Raw genomic sequence first — 16,006 nt, forward strand, 5'->3', positions numbered from 1 at the left:
GCATCTCCACTTCGCTACCCTTATTCACAATAAAATAGAGCAGTAAACATGTGAGTTACTGCTCTGCTTCGTTTATCCACCGTTCATTTGTTTTACAATGTATTCAGCATCATTTCCTACGCCTTGAAGCAACGCTGAACCTCGCTTATGCTGCCAAGGCAACCCTATAAAGTACAATCCTTCTACAGGTGAAACACCTCTATGATGTATGATTCGACCTTCTTGATCCAAAACACCTTTTATATTTATCCAACATAAGGGATTCCTGAAACCAGTGGCCCAAATAATATTGTTTACTTCTAATGTAGATGAATCTTTAAAAATGATTTCATTTTGCTTTGCGGCAATGACTCTTTTTTTTAAGATGATCTCCTTCTGTTTTATTGCATGTTTTAATTCATGCCCAAATACTGGATCACCTTTCTTTTGAATGAATTTGCCTACTATTGATGTATGACTTGCATGTAAAACTCCTAATTTATCAAACCACCAAAAGATGCTTCTTTTTCCGATCATTAAAGGGAAATAAACTAGTTTATTACTACAGGCTAAATATGTAACTCTTTCTTTGGATAATTCAACAGCTATCTGAGCACCACTATTCCCACCACCAACTACTAGTACATTTCCATATGCCAATTGTTTTGAATTCTTATATTGTGATGAGTGTAGTTGATTAATATGATCAGCTAAATCCTTTGATATTGATGGAATACTAGGGGTATGAAAAGGCCCTGTAGCAATGACAAGATTCTTCGTTTGATATTCTTCCCGATTTGTTTTTATTAAGAAATGATTCTTTATTTTTAGGACACTTATTACTTCTGTCCGTAATTGGATTGGAATTTCAAATTTTTTAACATACTTCTTTAGATAAGCAACAATTTCATTTTTTGTAGGAAATCCATGTTTTTCTCCTTCAAGATGCATTCCAGGCAAAGAGCTATACATTCGAGAAGTAAATAAAACTAATGAGTCATACCGATCTTTCCAGCTCTCCCCCACCTCATGACTTTTATCCAAAATGATAAACTTTTGATCGGACTGCTTAAGATAATATCCTATCGAGATCCCTGCTTGACCAGCCCCGATTACTATAGTGTCGTACACATTATCACCCCGCCAATTTCAAATTGTCAGTAGACAGAATCTGCAAAATGCTAGTTGATCTCCTCACTATAAAGTTAGATAAAAAATTTAATGGTGATGGTGGTCACGCGGCTTCTCCATTTTGGGCTGACAAAGGATCGCATTGTCGTGATTATGCGCTTCGGTTTCCATTTGAATGGTTACGTGCGTAATGCCTTTATGCTCAAGTTCATGTTCAATTTTGCGTAAAATATTTTCACTTTCTGAAATGGTCAGTTGATCGTCCACAACTGCATGGCAAGAAAGAGCATTCAATCCGCTTGTGATAGACCATATGTGTAAATCATGAATGTTTTGAATTCCCTCTGTCCCTTCAATTGTACGAATGATATCAGAGACATCGATATTTTCTGGAGTTCCTTCCATTAAGATGTGAATGGAATCTTTAGTCACATTGTAACCGCTTCTTAGAACAAGAATAGCCACAATGATACTAGCCAATGGATCTGCCCAGCCCCATCCAAAGAAGATGATAAGTATGGCAGCTAAAATGGCACCTACAGAGCCGAGCATATCGCTTATTACATGTAAATAAGCTCCTCTTATATTCAGATTATTCTTTGTATCTCCGCCACTCATCATAATCCAAGCGACCAATAGATTCACAACTAACCCGATGATACTAATTGTAAGCATGCCGGTTGTTGCTACTTCTGGTGGATTAGAGAAGCGTTCGATTGCTTCATAAATGATATAAAGAGAAATAAGAATTAAGGCAGCACCGTTTATCACAGCTGCAAGAATCTCAAATCGTTTATAGCCGAATGTCTTATTGTGATTTGCCTTTTTTTCAGCTAATGTAAAAGCAATCAGGGCAACCATTAATGAAATTGAATCACTCAGCATATGGCCTGCATCAGATAAAAGCGCCAGACTATTTGTTAAAAATCCACCTATAGCTTCTATAATCATATAACCTGTAATCATGATAAAAGAGATCAATAAAACCTTTTTATTTGCTCCTTCATTATGATTGTGACCCATAAAAAACTCCTCCTTAACTAAAGTTTTTAATACATATGTATTTATTATTTCAAATCTGTTATGAAGCATTCTAACATGATGCAAATAATATTTATATATGATCATGTGTTCATATATAAATATATCTGCTCTTTACTGAAATGTCAAAATATTTTTATAGAAATCCACAATACCTCCTTAATTATTCTCTTATAAACATAAAAAAGCGGAGCAAACCCATGGTTTGCTCCGCTAACCTAGTTTCTCTATCCTTTTCTTCTTCATATCCCTTATAAAAGGTATTGCGGACCCTCGATGATTTTTCCCTTCATAAAATACATTAGGCTATGTAACAGCTGTTTGTCCAAATGAGATTAAAAACATGCAAGCACTTTGTCCTTCCTGCAGATATGAGTGATATTGCTGCTGTTGATTGATCAACTTGTTTTTGTTCGGAATATACTCAGTATATAGCCGCATATTCCCCCTGCAATAGCTGGAATGAGCCACCCCAGCCCTATGTTATACATAGGAAGAATCTGAGTGAAAATACGATTCACAACTTCAATTTTTATTCCCGCCTCCTTCAAACCGTCGAATAGGCTGATGATGAATGCGAATAATAAACTGCCTTGATACACTTCTGTCTTCCCTTTAAATACAGAATGCAAAAACGTTAAAAATATTAAGGAAATCGCGATAGGATACATCGTCAGTAAGACAGGCATTGACACCTTTATGAGCTGGGTTAATCCTATATTTGCGACAAGTGTACTAAACACTGATAAAACGACAGCAATTTTTTTATAAGAAATGTTCGGAAATAATTCATGAAAAAATGAAGAACACGCTGTGATCAGTCCAACACTTGTCGTCAGACACGCCACTGTAATCATTAAGCCCAATAAGATTGAACCATAAGATCCAAAATAATAGGATGAAACCTTAGCCAAGACCTCTGCTCCATTTTCTAAAATCCCCAGTTCTTCAACGCTGGAAGCCCCCATATAGGAAAGGGCTGTATACATAACTGCTAAGAGTACAGCTGCAATCGCGGCTGCTTTTGCACAAACACCCATCAGCTGTTTTTTGGTAGAAGCTCCTTGTTCTTTCAATGCATTCACGATGATAATTCCAAAAACAAATGCTACAAGGGCATCCAGAGTGAGGTATCCTTCCTGAAATCCTTTAAAAAACGCTTGTGATGTGTATCCTTTTGATGGTGCTTGAATGGTTCCAATTGGGCGAATAAGAGCTACCACTACAAGCAATCCGATAAATGTCAGCTTAATTGGCGTCAAAAATTTTCCAACTATATCAATGATTTTTGAAGGATTGAGTGATAACAAGCATGCCAATGCGAAAAATAATATTGTAAATATAATTAATGAGACAGGGCCTGCATCATTTGATAAAAAAGGTTTTACCCCAATTTCAAACGATACGTTTCCTGATCTCGGGATAGCGAAAAAAGGCCCGATTGCCAAATAGAGAATCGTCGTAAATACTATGCCAAACACCGGGTGAACACGGCTGGTTAACGACTGTAAGTTTTGTTTACCCGAAAAAACAAATGCTGTTATAGCCAGTAATGGCAATCCAACTCCGGTCACTAAGAAACCTGCATTAGCGATCCATACATTTTTCCCAGCCATTTGACCAAGCATAGGCGGAAAAATGAGATTTCCTGCTCCAAAAAACAATGCAAATAGCATTAATCCTATAATGATGATATAGGAAGCAGACACTTTTTTTGACATTATATATCCTCCGATTAAAGTAGACACTTCTTGAATAGCCAGGAAACATTACAGATGCTATTTGCACTGGCGCAGTGTTGATTCCAAAATAAGTTTGTGTCAGTTTTATATATTTTTATCAAGTTCAATAAAAAGCATGATCATGTTGATAGTTTCCCATATCGGTTAAAAAACCAATTGCACCAAAACCATATAAACAACGGTTCCCCCCGCTATGGAAAGAAGCATATTTTTCTTCCACAAGTGAAGCAGTACAACTGCAGCTGCCCCAACCAATTCAGGAATGCCATGACTTCCAGAAAGCAGACTCACATCTTTTAAACAATAAATGACCAAAAGCCCGATTACCGCTGATGGCAGCACTTTACCAAGATACTGTACATATTTCGGTGTCGGTTTGCCAGACGGGAAAAACATGAATGGAAGGAACCGTGTCAGCATTGTTCCAAGCACGACCATTGCAATGGTGATCATTTGCTGCGTCATAGTCATCGTCATACGGAAACCTCAGCTTTCTCCAATGGTTTTCTCAGAACAGTCAGTACCCCTAAAATGGCGAGCATAGCAGGAATAATAAATTGGTTTCCGCCAAAAAGGATAAGACAGGCTACTGAAAGTCCAAGTCCTGTGAGAGCACTGTAATGCTTTTTTTCTTTCATCCATTGTTCTATGAAGATCACAATAAACAGAGCAGTCATCACAAAATCAAGCCCTTCGGTATTAAACTTCACGTACGACCCAAAAATACCTCCTATCGCTGCCCCCGCGACCCAATATAAATGGTTAAGCAGTGTCACAAAAAACATAAACCAGCCCTTGTCAACATTCGCCGGAACATTAGCGGTGTAATTGATAGAAAATGATTCATCGCACATTCCGAAAATCAGATAAAGCTTTTTCTTTCCAGTCCCCCTGTACTTATCCAACATGGAAATTCCATAAAACAAATGCCGGGCATTGACCATTAACGTCAAAAAAAGAGCATTCATAGGGTTGAACGCACCAAGTAAAAAATTCGCTGCAACAAACTCCATTGAGCCCGCAAATATCATAAAACTCATGATGATTGGATAGATTGCGCTAAATCCCAAAGAATGCATAAAGATTCCATAAGCTATCCCCAAAAACAAAAACCCCGCAAAAATCGGAATTGTATATGGGAATGCAGAACGAAATGCAGCCCATATTTGACTTCTCTTATTCATATGAGTGTTAATAGCAGGAGAGCTTAAATGTAACGATTCTTTATTTTTATTCAAATCAACAACCTCCTATATTTCATCAATTGGCACACTGACAGTTCTTTTTTCTGTACTCATGACTATGCTTGTGTCAACTCCACTAATAGCGGGGTTCTGCATTAATGAATCAATGATAAAATTCCGATAACTCTCCATGTCCTTCGCCACAATCTTAAGCATATAGTCATGGCTTCCTGTAAGTGTGTAGCATTCTTGAACCTGTGGGAATTTGTTTATATCCTCTAAAAATGAATGAATTGTCTCCCTATTTAAGGGTGATAAGTTGATGAGAGCTAGTGCTGTGACTTCGATTCCAAGTTTTTTCTCATCAACAATAGTCGTAAACTTTTTAATTATACCTGCTTCTACTAGGTTCTTTGTTCTTGCAAGGCAAGCTGATGGTGAAAGCCCAATTTTCTTAGATAAATTTAAATTTGATATTGAAGCATCTTCCTGCAATTCTCTTAAAATGGCCTTATCAGTTTCGTCAAGCATAATACTCATTTGATAACCCCCAATACATCTTAACAGAATTATATTTCATCCAATTTAAATAATAACGAATTTTTATTCGTTAATCAAATATTATTTAAATTTAAATCCTTTTAAAATGTTATTCACAGAATAAAATTATCCTCATGATTAACTCATAATTAAATTAACTTACATCAGAAGAAGTCATGGGACTTGTGTGACTTGATACCAACATCATAAGAAACTTATCAGAAGCCAAAAAGTTATTGCGGTCTCACCGAAATTTTAATTTGTGGTGCCCTATTGCCTTTTTCTGCGAACGAAAACTGTTAAAATTCACAAAACAGAAAGTCTACTCTATTATTATTTTAAATTCGTCCTCTAGTTCCTCTTGAGCCTCTTGTAAAACTTCCAATACATCATCAGCGTATGAACCTAAAAATGTATTGCTGAACTCAAAATGTATCAAGACTAAAGTGAGCGGCAAATCCATCCACCCTGTCAGGCAATCCCATAAAGCGTCTAAATTTCTCCCATAGTAGTTTGGGAAGTCTAGTTTATCTTTTAAAACATCATGTAAAACTTCTATATTTTCAAAGTCTTTTCCATCTATCATTATTTTTCTCATTAGAAACTATGCCCTCTATTATTTTATCTTAACAAACGTTTACTATGTAACAGCTGTTTGTCCAAATGAGGCTGAAAACAAATAAAAAACACCGATAGGGGGAAACTATTGGTGTTTGCAAGACATTTTCATGCCCGGTAGGCATAAATAATGCTAAACTTTGTTTTTGAAAAGCTATCATATCAAATTTTTATGTTACAGCTTTTACTATCGTTTAATCTAATTGAGGAGTAAAACGAGATATGTTTGAAAATCACATATCCCCAAAAAAATTAAAAACTAAGCGGCAATTCTTCGATTGCTCTCATCAGAAAATTCCCTTTCCATTTTATTTGTTCCTTTTTGCCTTTTAACTGAATATTTGGACAACGGCGTAATAAGGTGGACATCGCAATCTTGGCTTCTAAGCGGGCTAACTGTGCACCAAGGCAAAAATGATTGCCATGGCCAAAAGCAATATGGCGGTTGCTCTTTCTTTCAATATCAAATAAGTCGGCATTTGGAAATATCTTTTCATCACGGTTTGCTGATGCTAAAGAAATAATGATCACGTCTTTCCGTTTAATCTCCTGTCCATGCAGTATAAACGGTTCAGCCGTCCAGCGAATAGTCGTTAGCTCAACAGGGCTGTGAAACCGCAATGCTTCTTCTATGGCTGAATTCATCAGGTCCGGCTGCTGGCGGAGCTTTTCTAGTTGATCATGGTGACACATCAGAGCATATGTCATATTGGTGATTAAGTTTACGGTTGTTTCATGACCTGCAACGATAAGCAGCATAATCATCGAGTATAATTCTTCTGTACTTAATTGTGTGCCTTCACTTTCCGCTTGAATTAATGCACTGATTAAATCTCCTGCAGGTTCTCTCCTTTTTTTGCGAACTAAGGATTCCAGATATTCAACAAACTCCCCTAACAAGTGGTCATTCTCCTGAAGTCTTTCAGGGGCATCTGAAAAATCAATAATTGCTTGCGACCACACTCTGAATTTTTGACGATCTTCCAAGGGAATGCCGAGCATTTCACTTATCACGATAATCGGCAATGGAAACGCATAATCGTCTACTAGGTTCATGAATTTGTTGGGCTGCACTTTATCCAATAAAGAATCTGCGATATGCTGGATTTTGTCTTCCAACTGCAAAATCATCCGATGCGTAAATGCTTTTTGAACAAGAGTTCGCAAGCGGTTGTGATCAGGGGGATCTGAATTAAGCATATGCTTTGTTAAAGACTCTTCATTCTTCAATAGAGCAGGACGTTTTTCTTTTGCGGTAAATACATTTTCATAGTTTTTCTTTAATTTTTCATTCTTTAATAAATGTATTGCATCATCATATCTCGATATGAGCCAGCCTTTCCCCAGAGCTCCTAAAGATAATGGGTAGAGAGGCTGTGATTTTCGCAATTCTTTATAAAATTCATACGCTTCATCTTTAAATGCTCTCGAAGACAATTGACTTTCCGTCAAGATGGTTACACTATTTTTTTCTTTTGAAGACATTTATTCGACCTCCATCTTTATGAAAGGTTAAGATAATCTTTAAATATAAAATCAATACGATTTGTAAAATGATCTATTGAGATCAGTATTCATGATAAGGGCCAAAATGCCGCACCGCATTTTGAAATAAAAGGTATGAGACAGTCATTAATCATTTTGCTGCCCAAACTCTTTCCCTGATAAAATGGCGAAACTCCTAATACTTCTAAATACCATGCTGGCTCTTTTAAGGATTTGGAAGATTTTTAAGTCTCATTAGTCACCGCCAACATGTTCAATACTGAAAATCCCCCCATTTTGATTAATGTTATCCCCCCTGCTGCTATATAATCGATCAAGTTAATGTCGGGTTTATCACGATGTTTTAATAGAGCGGCAACAAAAATTTCACCATTCTGAATGTCAACAAAAAAGAAATGCTTTTTAAAATATGCTCTTGTCAGTACTTTATGCATTTCAAAAATAAATGAATGATCTTTTTTTCTTGTTTTACGAGAAATCCATAAAAGGATATTGATTGAAAGATTCATGGAATAGCTTTGCCACTTTGCTTCATTCGATAAAGAAACATTGATACATCTCCTCTGAGCAAGTAAAGCAGGAAATCGAATTAAAGCGCCCTTTCTTTGGAAAGGCGCCTGCCGTTTTACTGTGCCAAAATGTTTTTCATCAGTGAGTTTTTATAAAATCATTTATTAATTGATCAGTTGTCAATATTGTGGCAAATTCATCATGCAATGTAGCTAGAGATATATTATGAATAGTCGCCGCATCATAATATGTATCATTTTGGTCTCTCATTCCGAAGGCTGCTGTTGCATCTGAAATCAGGTATGTATCAAACCCTAAATTACCACTCATTCTTGTGGTGGTTGATACACAGTGAGGCGTGGTTAAACCAGTTATGACTACAGTGTTTATTTCATTTAATTTTAAGAATGCTTCTAAATTCGTACCAATAAAGCTGCTATTTACTGTCTTGGTTATAATGACTTCTTCATCCATAGGCTTAACTATTTCCTTTATCGCAAACCCTTCATTCTTTGGATGGAATAAAGAATGAGGTTTATCAGAAGTGTGTTGTATGTATATGACTGTCCATCCTTTTTCTCTCCATAATTTTAGTATTTTACTAATGTTTTCTTCCGCCTTTACGTTATTTCGTTCCCCCCATTTTTTATCATCAAAGGCTTTTTGCACATCCACAATGATTAAAGCTTTTTTCTTTTCTTCCACAAGATAGCCTCCTACGTAGAATTTCTATTTATTACTACATTCTAAATACAAATTTTACTTTTGTACAAATGTTTAATGATGAATTTCAAATGAGCGCCTTCTTTATTGGATAATGCGTTCTAAACTGCAACTGTGCCCAAGCCGTTAACCGCCAATAATCTGAGAATCACTGGCTCTACAGAGAATGATAAAAAGCACTCTAATAATGAGTGCCGAAATTAAAAACTATTGATTTAGAAGCCATTTGATACGCTCAGCTGAAAAGATGTAGTGGAGTATTATTAGACATAAAAAGACAATACCAACTGGTTTTAAATGACTAAAATAAAGCGCTGCAACAGCCATTGCAAAGATCAATAATTCAATAACTAACCTTGTTATCCCTTTTACAGCTATTACAGTTTGTCCACTTCGACTAGGATCATTAGGTACTGCAAATACAGACCAGACAATCATAACTGCAATAGGTAAAACCAAAGTTAAAACATATTTAAAATAACCATTAAAGCTTATCCAAGCAAACACCCCTAAGGAGATTAGTGCAGCCATTTCAAGGGTGAATCTTAAAAGTAAATTAGTCTGATTCAGTTTTTCCAACTCCTCTATAAAAAACACCCCCGTAGGAGATGCTCTTTCTCTGCTTTATTTCAGCGTATAAAAACTTTTCTGTTCTTCCTCTTTAGATTCTATTGTAGTTTTCGGCGAGATTACCTCTACTTTTGAAGAGATGATACCGACTGCTGCTGTTACCAATGCTCCGATTAATAGAACGATGATAAGTATAATGAAATATGACAACTTTTCCCCTCCTATCCAGTTAATTATCCAAATAATCAGGAAGTTGTCTACAATTTGCAGAATTTGTCGAACGAAGTAATGAATATACCATAAAAGCTGAATATTGACCTCGCTTATCGATGGGAGGCTTTCCTCATTGTATGAATTACAGTAATAATCTGCCTTCCCTTTTGAGAAGACGTTCCTCTCTTATATCCATTTGTTGCAACTCAGCTAGACTCTTTCTCCTTTTGGCACAGCTGCTTCTATTCCAAATTGAGCAACACCTGAATGTTTCATTGGAATTTCTGAACCATAGAGTAGTCTCCGCAATCGATGAACCTCAATAATATGGTTCGCCTAAGTTGTGAATATTATCTACTCAATTAATCTATTCATATATTGAATATCTCTTTATCATTTTTTTCAATCAATTGAAAATTTATGATGAAAATACTTTTTTTTCTTGTTAGTTGCGTTATAATACTTGAGTAACAGATAAAAAGGAGGAAAAATATGAAGAAAGTTTTATTGACAATACTTGCTTTCAGTCTACTTATTTCTTTATTTGCTATTGATGGCAGTGAAGTCAAAGCAAAAGAAGTCGAAAGAGCGCATCTCCAAAAATCAGCAATTAATGGTTTAGATAAAATTGTTGATAAAAACGGCAAAAAACTTATAACTGAGGAAGAGTTATTAGAATTATTTAATTCAAGCGATTTTAGTCCAAATTCAACAAACCAAGTAAATTATTTCTATACTAATATTGATAACAAAACAACCATTTTAAAGTTAAATTTAGTAGTACATAACAACAAATTAACTTCAGTATCTTTAACAGATACCGAAGAAAAATCAGCGACAATTACAACAGCAGTTACAAATCAAGAAAAGGCATCGCCACAGTTTCAAATGCTTAGAAAGGTGCCAAAACCTAAACCGAAGCCTAAGCCGAAAAAACCAAAAATCACTAAAGATGTTCCATATAAAAAGAATGGTGGTACAATTAAAAAAGATTTTATAAGTGAACATGCGTATAAAAGACACAAGTATGACGCAAGCCGAAAATCTACAAGTAATAGAACTCAATATGGAAAAGATGTAGATGTCGCTGAACTGAGAAGATTAACAATGACACAGCCCGATCAAGCTTGGTCTTCTCGTGACAAAGGTGGTCCATGGCGGACATTCTATAGAAAGCAATTTAATAAAAATATAAGCACAAAAGACACTTCTACGACTCATCATCGTGTCATTATTAATACAGCAGACAGTAGTAAAAATACACAATTTCCGTTATCCTTTAAGAACTAAAACATTCTTTAGCAGGGAGCTAACCATGATTGAAAAATATACAACTGAAGTTTCTTTAGACTTTTTTAATGGTGACGAGACAGATTTAAAGGATACAATTGAGGAAATTAGACTTTTTGCAAAGACATATGAGAACGATAAAGTAACCGTCCTAAGTGTTACTGAAGACGAATCTTCAAAGGGAAAAAACTATAAGGTCCTTTTACAGCACGAAAGAGATACAGATAATCTAGGACGTAAATATGAATATGATGAAGAAAAACTATTTGGTTTCTTTGAAGATGAAGAATAGTTAACACCCTTAAAACGCATTCAAAAAAACCCCACTTTTAAAAGTGGGGTTTTTAAAGCGAATGTATTCCCTGTCTAGAAAGTTGTTGTGCAGGAGAGAACATATAAGTTTTTAGAAAAATACTTACCCAACTTAGTATCAATGATAGAATTCCCACCAATATGACGTTTTGTGTACGCATTTCTGATATAAATAACCCGCCTATAGCTGAACCAATTGTTGTTCCTACGTTACAGGATGATATAAATAAGCCATTTGCGAAACCAGGAGCTTCAGGGGCTGAAGATGCAATCAAATATTAATTAATATTAGCCATTGATAGTACCGTTTCGTATGAAATGACGATGGCATTCTTGTTTGGAATAAAAATTATTAAAATATGTTCTTATCATTGGTAAACGAACAAAAAAAGAAGATGTTTTGAAAAAAGATAGCATCAAAACATCTTTTTACATGTTGTCATAGCGTAACTTTTTTATAACAAGGTTGATTACATTTTCGGGGCTTCCAAACCAAATTTTGCCCATTCTTCTTTTGCTGGACCATAAATACCTGGAACAGTTAAACCTGCTTGTCTCATAAGAACAGTCATTTGTCCTCGATGGTGATTTTGATGTTGAATTAAAAACATCAAAAGTGAACCATTAGGCAATTGTTGTCCGATAAAGTTGATACGTTCTTGAAGTGTATGGTCAGTCCATTGGGTTTTTAATGCCTGTACAAATGCATTACTGGCTTGATGATAGCTGTCAGCTATAAACTGAGCCGAAGTTGGAACAGGATAATCTTCAGCTGGGGCATGGAACGTTAAGTCTGTGTTTGAGGTAATGATGCGAATGGCAGCAACAGTATGCCAAGCAATACGGCCTAGAGTCCAATTTTGTGAAGTTATTTCTTGTTTAAGTGATTCATCAGTCAGACTATTTAATAGTTTCTGTGTAGCATCTGCTTCGAACTCCCAAGATTTCAAAAAATGGTCTAAGGTTTGAAACACACAAATCCTCCTTTTTATTCTTTTGTTTTTTCAATGTGCCTATAGGTTAATTATAATGCCTCGTTTCGTTAAAAAGAACAAAAATTTTGGACAAGAATAATCATAGTAAAATGCGTAGACATTCTTAAACGTAACGATTTACGCATCTTTTTACAAACATGGTGACTCCTTGGTCTCCATTGTCAGCGAGAATCAAATATCAAATGAAGACAATCCTATATTCTTATCACTTTACTGAGCAATAAATACCTTCCGTATACTTAGTGATGCCTTCATCGTAATCAGGATACTTATATGCAAAACTTTCTGATACAGCTTTTGAATACTTTCTAAATAATGCATAGCAAGTAAATAAAGACTTCCACATTTCCTGATACCCATTCACAGAATATGTAGACATGAGTTCCTCCCATTCTTTATTTGAAAGGTACCGTTTCATAAATTTATAGTTCTTCCCCATACTAAATGAATACCCTTTCTGAGATGCGATATGCCAGGCCATCATTCTCAATAAATTAGGACGTACAATTTCATTTAAATGGTCAATGGCAAAAAGGATTTCATTTCTTGCTAATCCTTTTACTACGTAAGTCGAAACCATCCAGAACTCATTACAGCAATCATCAAATTCCCTTGCAGTCGGCTTTTTCATCCAGTATTGGCGATCATTTGGGGTCACTTTATAGTTGATGAACGAATCCTTATCTAGCAATACCTTAACCAAACCATCGTTATTAGCAAAATAATCTTCTGCTTCACGAATTGGAATAAGGGTTAGATCTAATTTGTTGCCATCCTCAAAAAGAATAATGTATGAAAACCAATTACCTAATTCGGGAGGAAAAAGCTCCATATCTTCTGGTTTTTGCATCATAATGCGCTTCCCAAAGATTTCGAGCCACTGATCATTTTCTTTAAAAGATTCTACATCAGTTACAAAATACGAGATGTCATAATCTTGGAAGTTGTCAGGAGGGATATTTCTGTTTGTACGTGACCCTTCCAAAGTGACCAATCGGATTCTCTCATCGTTCAACGCAAAGTCTAAAAAAATGTCCATCATTTCCTGCTCACTTCGCATCGCATGTTCCTCCGTTTCAGCCTTAATATCTAACTGTAAAACTGAATATTGATCTGTACGTCTTATAGATTTTTTCACTCTACATGAAGTTCTCCTATATATCATTCAAAATTAAGATGCAAGACATCTCAAAATCAGATATCAACTATGAAGGACTACATGAATATTCTGTTTTTTGTAGAGCCGCCATGGGACGACACTATCTTTGACACACTTTAATCCCCCCTGCTTTATCGTCATGTTAACTGGTATGAGAGATTGACAAAAAGAAGGAAAACGATATATTTAAGCGAATACGAGTTTTTGAGTAAATTTTAAAATGACACTTTTTTCAAAAATCATGTCTTAACGGGGGGGATTCGGTATGAATGAATTTATGAAAAAGTTTTCTTTAACAAAACCGATTATTCAAGCTCCAATGGCTGGCGGTATTACAAAGCCCCGACTTGCATCTGCAGTTTCGAATCAAGGTGCTCTTGGCAGCTTAGCATCGGGGTATCTTACGCCAGACCTACTAGAACAACAAATAAAAGAAATGTTTGAGCTGACAGACGCTCCTTTTCAAATTAATGTGTTTGTTCCGCTAGGTCTAGAGATGCCACCAAAAGATCAGATTAAAAAGTGGAAAGAAAACATACCGTTAGCTAATCAAGTAAATCAATTCACATCTGTACAAGAAGAGTGGGATGACTTCTATCAAAAAATTGATCTAATTTTAAAATACAAGGTTAAGGCTTGCTCATTCACTTTTGATCTGCCGCCTGAAGACGCAGTAAAGGAGCTAAAAACCGCTGGATGCTGTTTAATAGGAACCGCTTCAACAGTGGAAGAAGCATTGTTAATGGAGGAACGGGGAATGGATATCGTCGTCCTTCAAGGAAGTGAAGCCGGTGGACATCGCGGAGCATTTTTACCTTCCAAAGGTGAATCTGCCATAGGTTTAATGGCTCTGATTCCACAAGCAGCAGATGCATTGAGTGTACCTGTCATAGCTGCTGGAGGAATGATAGACCACAGAGGAGTAAAAGCAGCTTTAACCCTTGGAGCCCAAGGCGTTCAAATCGGTTCTGCCTTTTTAATTTGTCACGAGAGTAATGCACATCCAGTACATAAACAGAAAATACTAGAAGCAAACGAAGCAGATACAAAGCTTACGACATTATTTTCAGGTAAAGAGGCCAGAGGAATCGTAAATAAATGGATGGAAGAAAAAGAACAGTTTGAGACACAAACCCTTCCGTACCCTTATCAAAATACACTAACGAAGGCAATGAGACAGAAGGCTTCACTTCAAAATAACCATGATCAGATGTCTTTATGGGCAGGTCAAGGGATACGGTCATTGACTGAGGAAATATCGGTTAAGCAGCTTTTAAATCAGCTTTGCCAAGAGGATATAAAAATATAGGCGCACCTCATTGATAGAGCAAAAAGCAAACTTCGACAGGCAGTTTGCTTTTTTTTTAGTAATTTCATCCCCTGACTCTGGAAATCTCAATACTCCTACATTTTCAAAGCTAATTGATTCGGGTTATCAATCATCCCATTGATTTGGTATGATCTTGATGAATTCACCACAATACATCACCAACATTTCGATCTTATCTCCTCTTCTCATGTTTTGCTACCTATTCGAAAAATCGGTAACTCCCATATTAAATTCGAATAGTAAAATGGTTGTTTTTCGTTTGATTCAGATGATATAAAGTCATATGATAAAAAAAGAATGAGACAGAAAGCGTGAGAAGTGATGAAAATAGGATTTTTTGATTCTGGAATTGGTGGCATGACTGTATTGTATGAGGCCATAAAAGTTCTTCCTTATGAAGATTACATTTATTATGCAGATACGGTAAACGTTCCATACGGTGAAAAATCAAAGGGTAAAGTTAAAGAATATATTTTCAATGCAGCTGAATTTCTGGCCAGTCAAAATATCAAAGCTCTTGTTATTGCGTGTAATACAGCTACTAGCATTGCGATAGAGGATCTTCGGAGAAACTTCGACTTTCCGATAATCGGAATCGAACCCGCTGTAAAGCCTGCTATAAATAAATGTACAGAGGAAAGAAAAAGAGTTCTGGTAGTTGCTACTAATTTGACCCTTAAAGAAGAGAAATTTCATAATCTAGTTAAAGAAATTGATCACCATGACCTTGTTGATTACTTACCGCTTCCAGGACTAGTTGAATTTGCTGAGAACTTTGATTTTGGTGAAGACAAGATCATTAAATATCTAGAGAACGAACTATCTTCTTTTGATTTGAAACAATATGGAACGATTGTGTTAGGATGCACTCATTTTCCGTTTTTCAAAAACAGTTTTGAAAAACTGTTTGGGATAAAAGTTGATATTATTTCAGGCAGTGTCGGTACTGCAAAACAGTTGAAAAAAGTTCTTGCAGATCGTAACCAGCTTGGTAAAGGATCGGGCTCAATCACCTTTTTCGATTCTGGCCATAAAATTGTGGACCAAGAAATCATATCAAAGTACAAAAAATTGTTTGAAATATTAGATGAAACTCAAAGGAGTCATGTTGGACATTGAATGTAAATGAAAAAGACAGTCTCCTGAAGGGAAACATGAACTAA

General features: G+C 35.9%; 18 protein-coding genes and 2 pseudogenes. 4 read left to right on the plus strand and 16 right to left on the minus strand.

Going from position 1 to position 16,006, the window contains the following annotated elements; genetic code table 11:
• Positions 1-72: 72 nt before the first annotated feature.
• From NYE53_RS13100 to NYE53_RS13160, 13 genes and pseudogenes are all read right to left on the minus strand, one after another.
• On the minus strand, positions 73-1,110 hold the full coding sequence (locus NYE53_RS13100) for an NAD(P)/FAD-dependent oxidoreductase (protein WP_339245086.1): 1,038 nt from the start codon (positions 1,108-1,110) through the stop codon (positions 73-75).
• Positions 1,111-1,197: 87 nt separating this feature from the next.
• A complete protein-coding gene (gene czcD / locus NYE53_RS13105) occupies positions 1,198-2,133 on the minus strand; it encodes a CDF family zinc transporter CzcD (RefSeq protein WP_038829687.1) in 936 nt (311 codons plus the stop codon).
• A gap of 416 nt (positions 2,134-2,549) precedes the next feature.
• Entirely contained in the window at positions 2,550-3,872 is a 1,323-nt protein-coding gene (gene brnQ / locus NYE53_RS13110) for a branched-chain amino acid transport system II carrier protein (protein WP_327845988.1), read from the minus strand.
• A 165-nt stretch (positions 3,873-4,037) separates the two neighbouring features.
• Complete coding sequence (gene azlD, locus NYE53_RS13115; protein ID WP_339245090.1) at positions 4,038-4,370, minus strand: branched-chain amino acid transporter AzlD; 333 nt, start codon at positions 4,368-4,370, stop codon at positions 4,038-4,040.
• Positions 4,367-5,131, minus strand: coding sequence for an azaleucine resistance protein AzlC (gene azlC / locus NYE53_RS13120; protein WP_046381210.1), 765 nt, complete (start codon positions 5,129-5,131; stop codon positions 4,367-4,369). Before azlC ends, azlD begins: the two co-directional genes overlap by 4 nt.
• Before the next feature lie 12 nt (positions 5,132-5,143).
• The gene (gene azlB, locus NYE53_RS13125) at positions 5,144-5,617 is read right to left on the minus strand and encodes an azlBCD operon transcriptional regulator AzlB (protein ID WP_339245091.1); all 474 of its coding nucleotides are present in this window, start codon (positions 5,615-5,617) and stop codon (positions 5,144-5,146) included.
• 322 nt (positions 5,618-5,939) lie between these two features.
• Positions 5,940-6,215 carry a barstar family protein gene (locus NYE53_RS13130; protein ID WP_251187878.1) on the minus strand — a complete coding sequence of 92 codons (276 nt, stop codon included), beginning with the start codon at positions 6,213-6,215 and terminating at the stop codon, positions 5,940-5,942.
• A gap of 272 nt (positions 6,216-6,487) precedes the next feature.
• Positions 6,488-7,720, minus strand: a complete 1,233-nt coding sequence (locus tag NYE53_RS13135; protein WP_339245095.1) for a cytochrome P450 — start codon at positions 7,718-7,720, stop codon at positions 6,488-6,490.
• A 245-nt stretch (positions 7,721-7,965) separates the two neighbouring features.
• Complete coding sequence (locus tag NYE53_RS13140) at positions 7,966-8,250, minus strand: hypothetical protein (protein ID WP_339245096.1); 285 nt, start codon at positions 8,248-8,250, stop codon at positions 7,966-7,968.
• 139 nt (positions 8,251-8,389) lie between these two features.
• Positions 8,390-8,956, minus strand: coding sequence for a cysteine hydrolase family protein (locus NYE53_RS13145; protein ID WP_339245098.1), 567 nt, complete (start codon positions 8,954-8,956; stop codon positions 8,390-8,392).
• Positions 8,957-9,181: 225 nt separating this feature from the next.
• Positions 9,182-9,553: a DUF2568 domain-containing protein gene (locus NYE53_RS13150; protein ID WP_339245100.1), complete on the minus strand. Its 372-nt coding sequence runs from the start codon at positions 9,551-9,553 to the stop codon at positions 9,182-9,184.
• A 45-nt stretch (positions 9,554-9,598) separates the two neighbouring features.
• Positions 9,599-9,754, minus strand: coding sequence for a hypothetical protein (locus NYE53_RS13155; RefSeq protein WP_014477443.1), 156 nt, complete (start codon positions 9,752-9,754; stop codon positions 9,599-9,601).
• A 166-nt stretch (positions 9,755-9,920) separates the two neighbouring features.
• Positions 9,921-10,111, minus strand: a pseudogene (locus NYE53_RS13160) (hypothetical protein); the annotation flags it as partial.
• Positions 10,112-10,249: 138 nt separating this feature from the next.
• Here NYE53_RS13160 and NYE53_RS13165 point away from each other — a divergent pair.
• Positions 10,250-11,047 carry a Hook-associated protein 2 gene (locus tag NYE53_RS13165; RefSeq protein ID WP_339245103.1) on the plus strand — a complete coding sequence of 266 codons (798 nt, stop codon included), beginning with the start codon at positions 10,250-10,252 and terminating at the stop codon, positions 11,045-11,047.
• 25 nt (positions 11,048-11,072) lie between these two features.
• A complete protein-coding gene (locus NYE53_RS13170; protein ID WP_251187875.1) occupies positions 11,073-11,339 on the plus strand; it encodes a hypothetical protein in 267 nt (88 codons plus the stop codon).
• A 52-nt stretch (positions 11,340-11,391) separates the two neighbouring features.
• On the opposite strand, the pseudogene NYE53_RS13175 reads toward NYE53_RS13170, so the two are convergent.
• The 3 genes and pseudogenes from NYE53_RS13175 to aadK form a co-directional block, all read right to left on the minus strand.
• A pseudogene (locus NYE53_RS13175) lies at positions 11,392-11,649 on the minus strand (MFS transporter); the annotation flags it as partial.
• Between the two features lie 180 nt (positions 11,650-11,829).
• Positions 11,830-12,333 carry a DinB family protein gene (locus tag NYE53_RS13180; protein WP_015251612.1) on the minus strand — a complete coding sequence of 168 codons (504 nt, stop codon included), beginning with the start codon at positions 12,331-12,333 and terminating at the stop codon, positions 11,830-11,832.
• A gap of 226 nt (positions 12,334-12,559) precedes the next feature.
• Entirely contained in the window at positions 12,560-13,414 is an 855-nt protein-coding gene (aadK, locus tag NYE53_RS13185; protein WP_339248542.1) for an aminoglycoside 6-adenylyltransferase AadK, read from the minus strand.
• Positions 13,415-13,778: 364 nt separating this feature from the next.
• On the opposite strand from aadK, the gene NYE53_RS13190 reads away from it, so the two are divergent.
• The gene (locus NYE53_RS13190) at positions 13,779-14,822 is read left to right on the plus strand and encodes a nitronate monooxygenase (RefSeq protein ID WP_339245104.1); all 1,044 of its coding nucleotides are present in this window, start codon (positions 13,779-13,781) and stop codon (positions 14,820-14,822) included.
• 342 nt (positions 14,823-15,164) lie between these two features.
• Positions 15,165-15,962 carry a glutamate racemase gene (gene murI / locus NYE53_RS13195; RefSeq protein ID WP_339245106.1) on the plus strand — a complete coding sequence of 266 codons (798 nt, stop codon included), beginning with the start codon at positions 15,165-15,167 and terminating at the stop codon, positions 15,960-15,962.
• Positions 15,963-16,006 lie beyond the last annotated feature (44 nt).

This window comes from Bacillus sp. FSL R5-0523, from assembly GCF_037975295.1.
Taxonomy (GTDB): domain Bacteria; phylum Bacillota; class Bacilli; order Bacillales; family Bacillaceae; genus Bacillus; species Bacillus subtilis.

What these genes read in the sequence shown, in the direction of transcription:
- azlB (WP_339245091.1), bottom strand. Translation starts at nt 5,617, where the DNA reads ATGAGTATTATGCTTGACGAAACTGATAAGGCCATTTTAAGAGAATTG.
- NYE53_RS13135 (WP_339245095.1), bottom strand. Translation starts at nt 7,720, where the DNA reads ATGTCTTCAAAAGAAAAAAATAGTGTAACCATCTTGACGGAAAGTCAA.
- NYE53_RS13190 (WP_339245104.1), top strand. Translation starts at nt 13,779, where the DNA reads ATGAATGAATTTATGAAAAAGTTTTCTTTAACAAAACCGATTATTCAA.
- brnQ (WP_327845988.1), bottom strand. Translation starts at nt 3,872, where the DNA reads ATGTCAAAAAAAGTGTCTGCTTCCTATATCATCATTATAGGATTAATG.
- NYE53_RS13170 (WP_251187875.1), top strand. Translation starts at nt 11,073, where the DNA reads ATGATTGAAAAATATACAACTGAAGTTTCTTTAGACTTTTTTAATGGT.
- azlD (WP_339245090.1), bottom strand. Translation starts at nt 4,370, where the DNA reads ATGACGATGACTATGACGCAGCAAATGATCACCATTGCAATGGTCGTG.
- aadK (WP_339248542.1), bottom strand. Translation starts at nt 13,414, where the DNA reads ATGCGAAGTGAGCAGGAAATGATGGACATTTTTTTAGACTTTGCGTTG.
- murI (WP_339245106.1), top strand. Translation starts at nt 15,165, where the DNA reads ATGAAAATAGGATTTTTTGATTCTGGAATTGGTGGCATGACTGTATTG.
- NYE53_RS13140 (WP_339245096.1), bottom strand. Translation starts at nt 8,250, where the DNA reads ATGAATCTTTCAATCAATATCCTTTTATGGATTTCTCGTAAAACAAGA.
- NYE53_RS13165 (WP_339245103.1), top strand. Translation starts at nt 10,250, where the DNA reads ATGAAGAAAGTTTTATTGACAATACTTGCTTTCAGTCTACTTATTTCT.
- NYE53_RS13130 (WP_251187878.1), bottom strand. Translation starts at nt 6,215, where the DNA reads ATGAGAAAAATAATGATAGATGGAAAAGACTTTGAAAATATAGAAGTT.
- czcD (WP_038829687.1), bottom strand. Translation starts at nt 2,133, where the DNA reads ATGGGTCACAATCATAATGAAGGAGCAAATAAAAAGGTTTTATTGATC.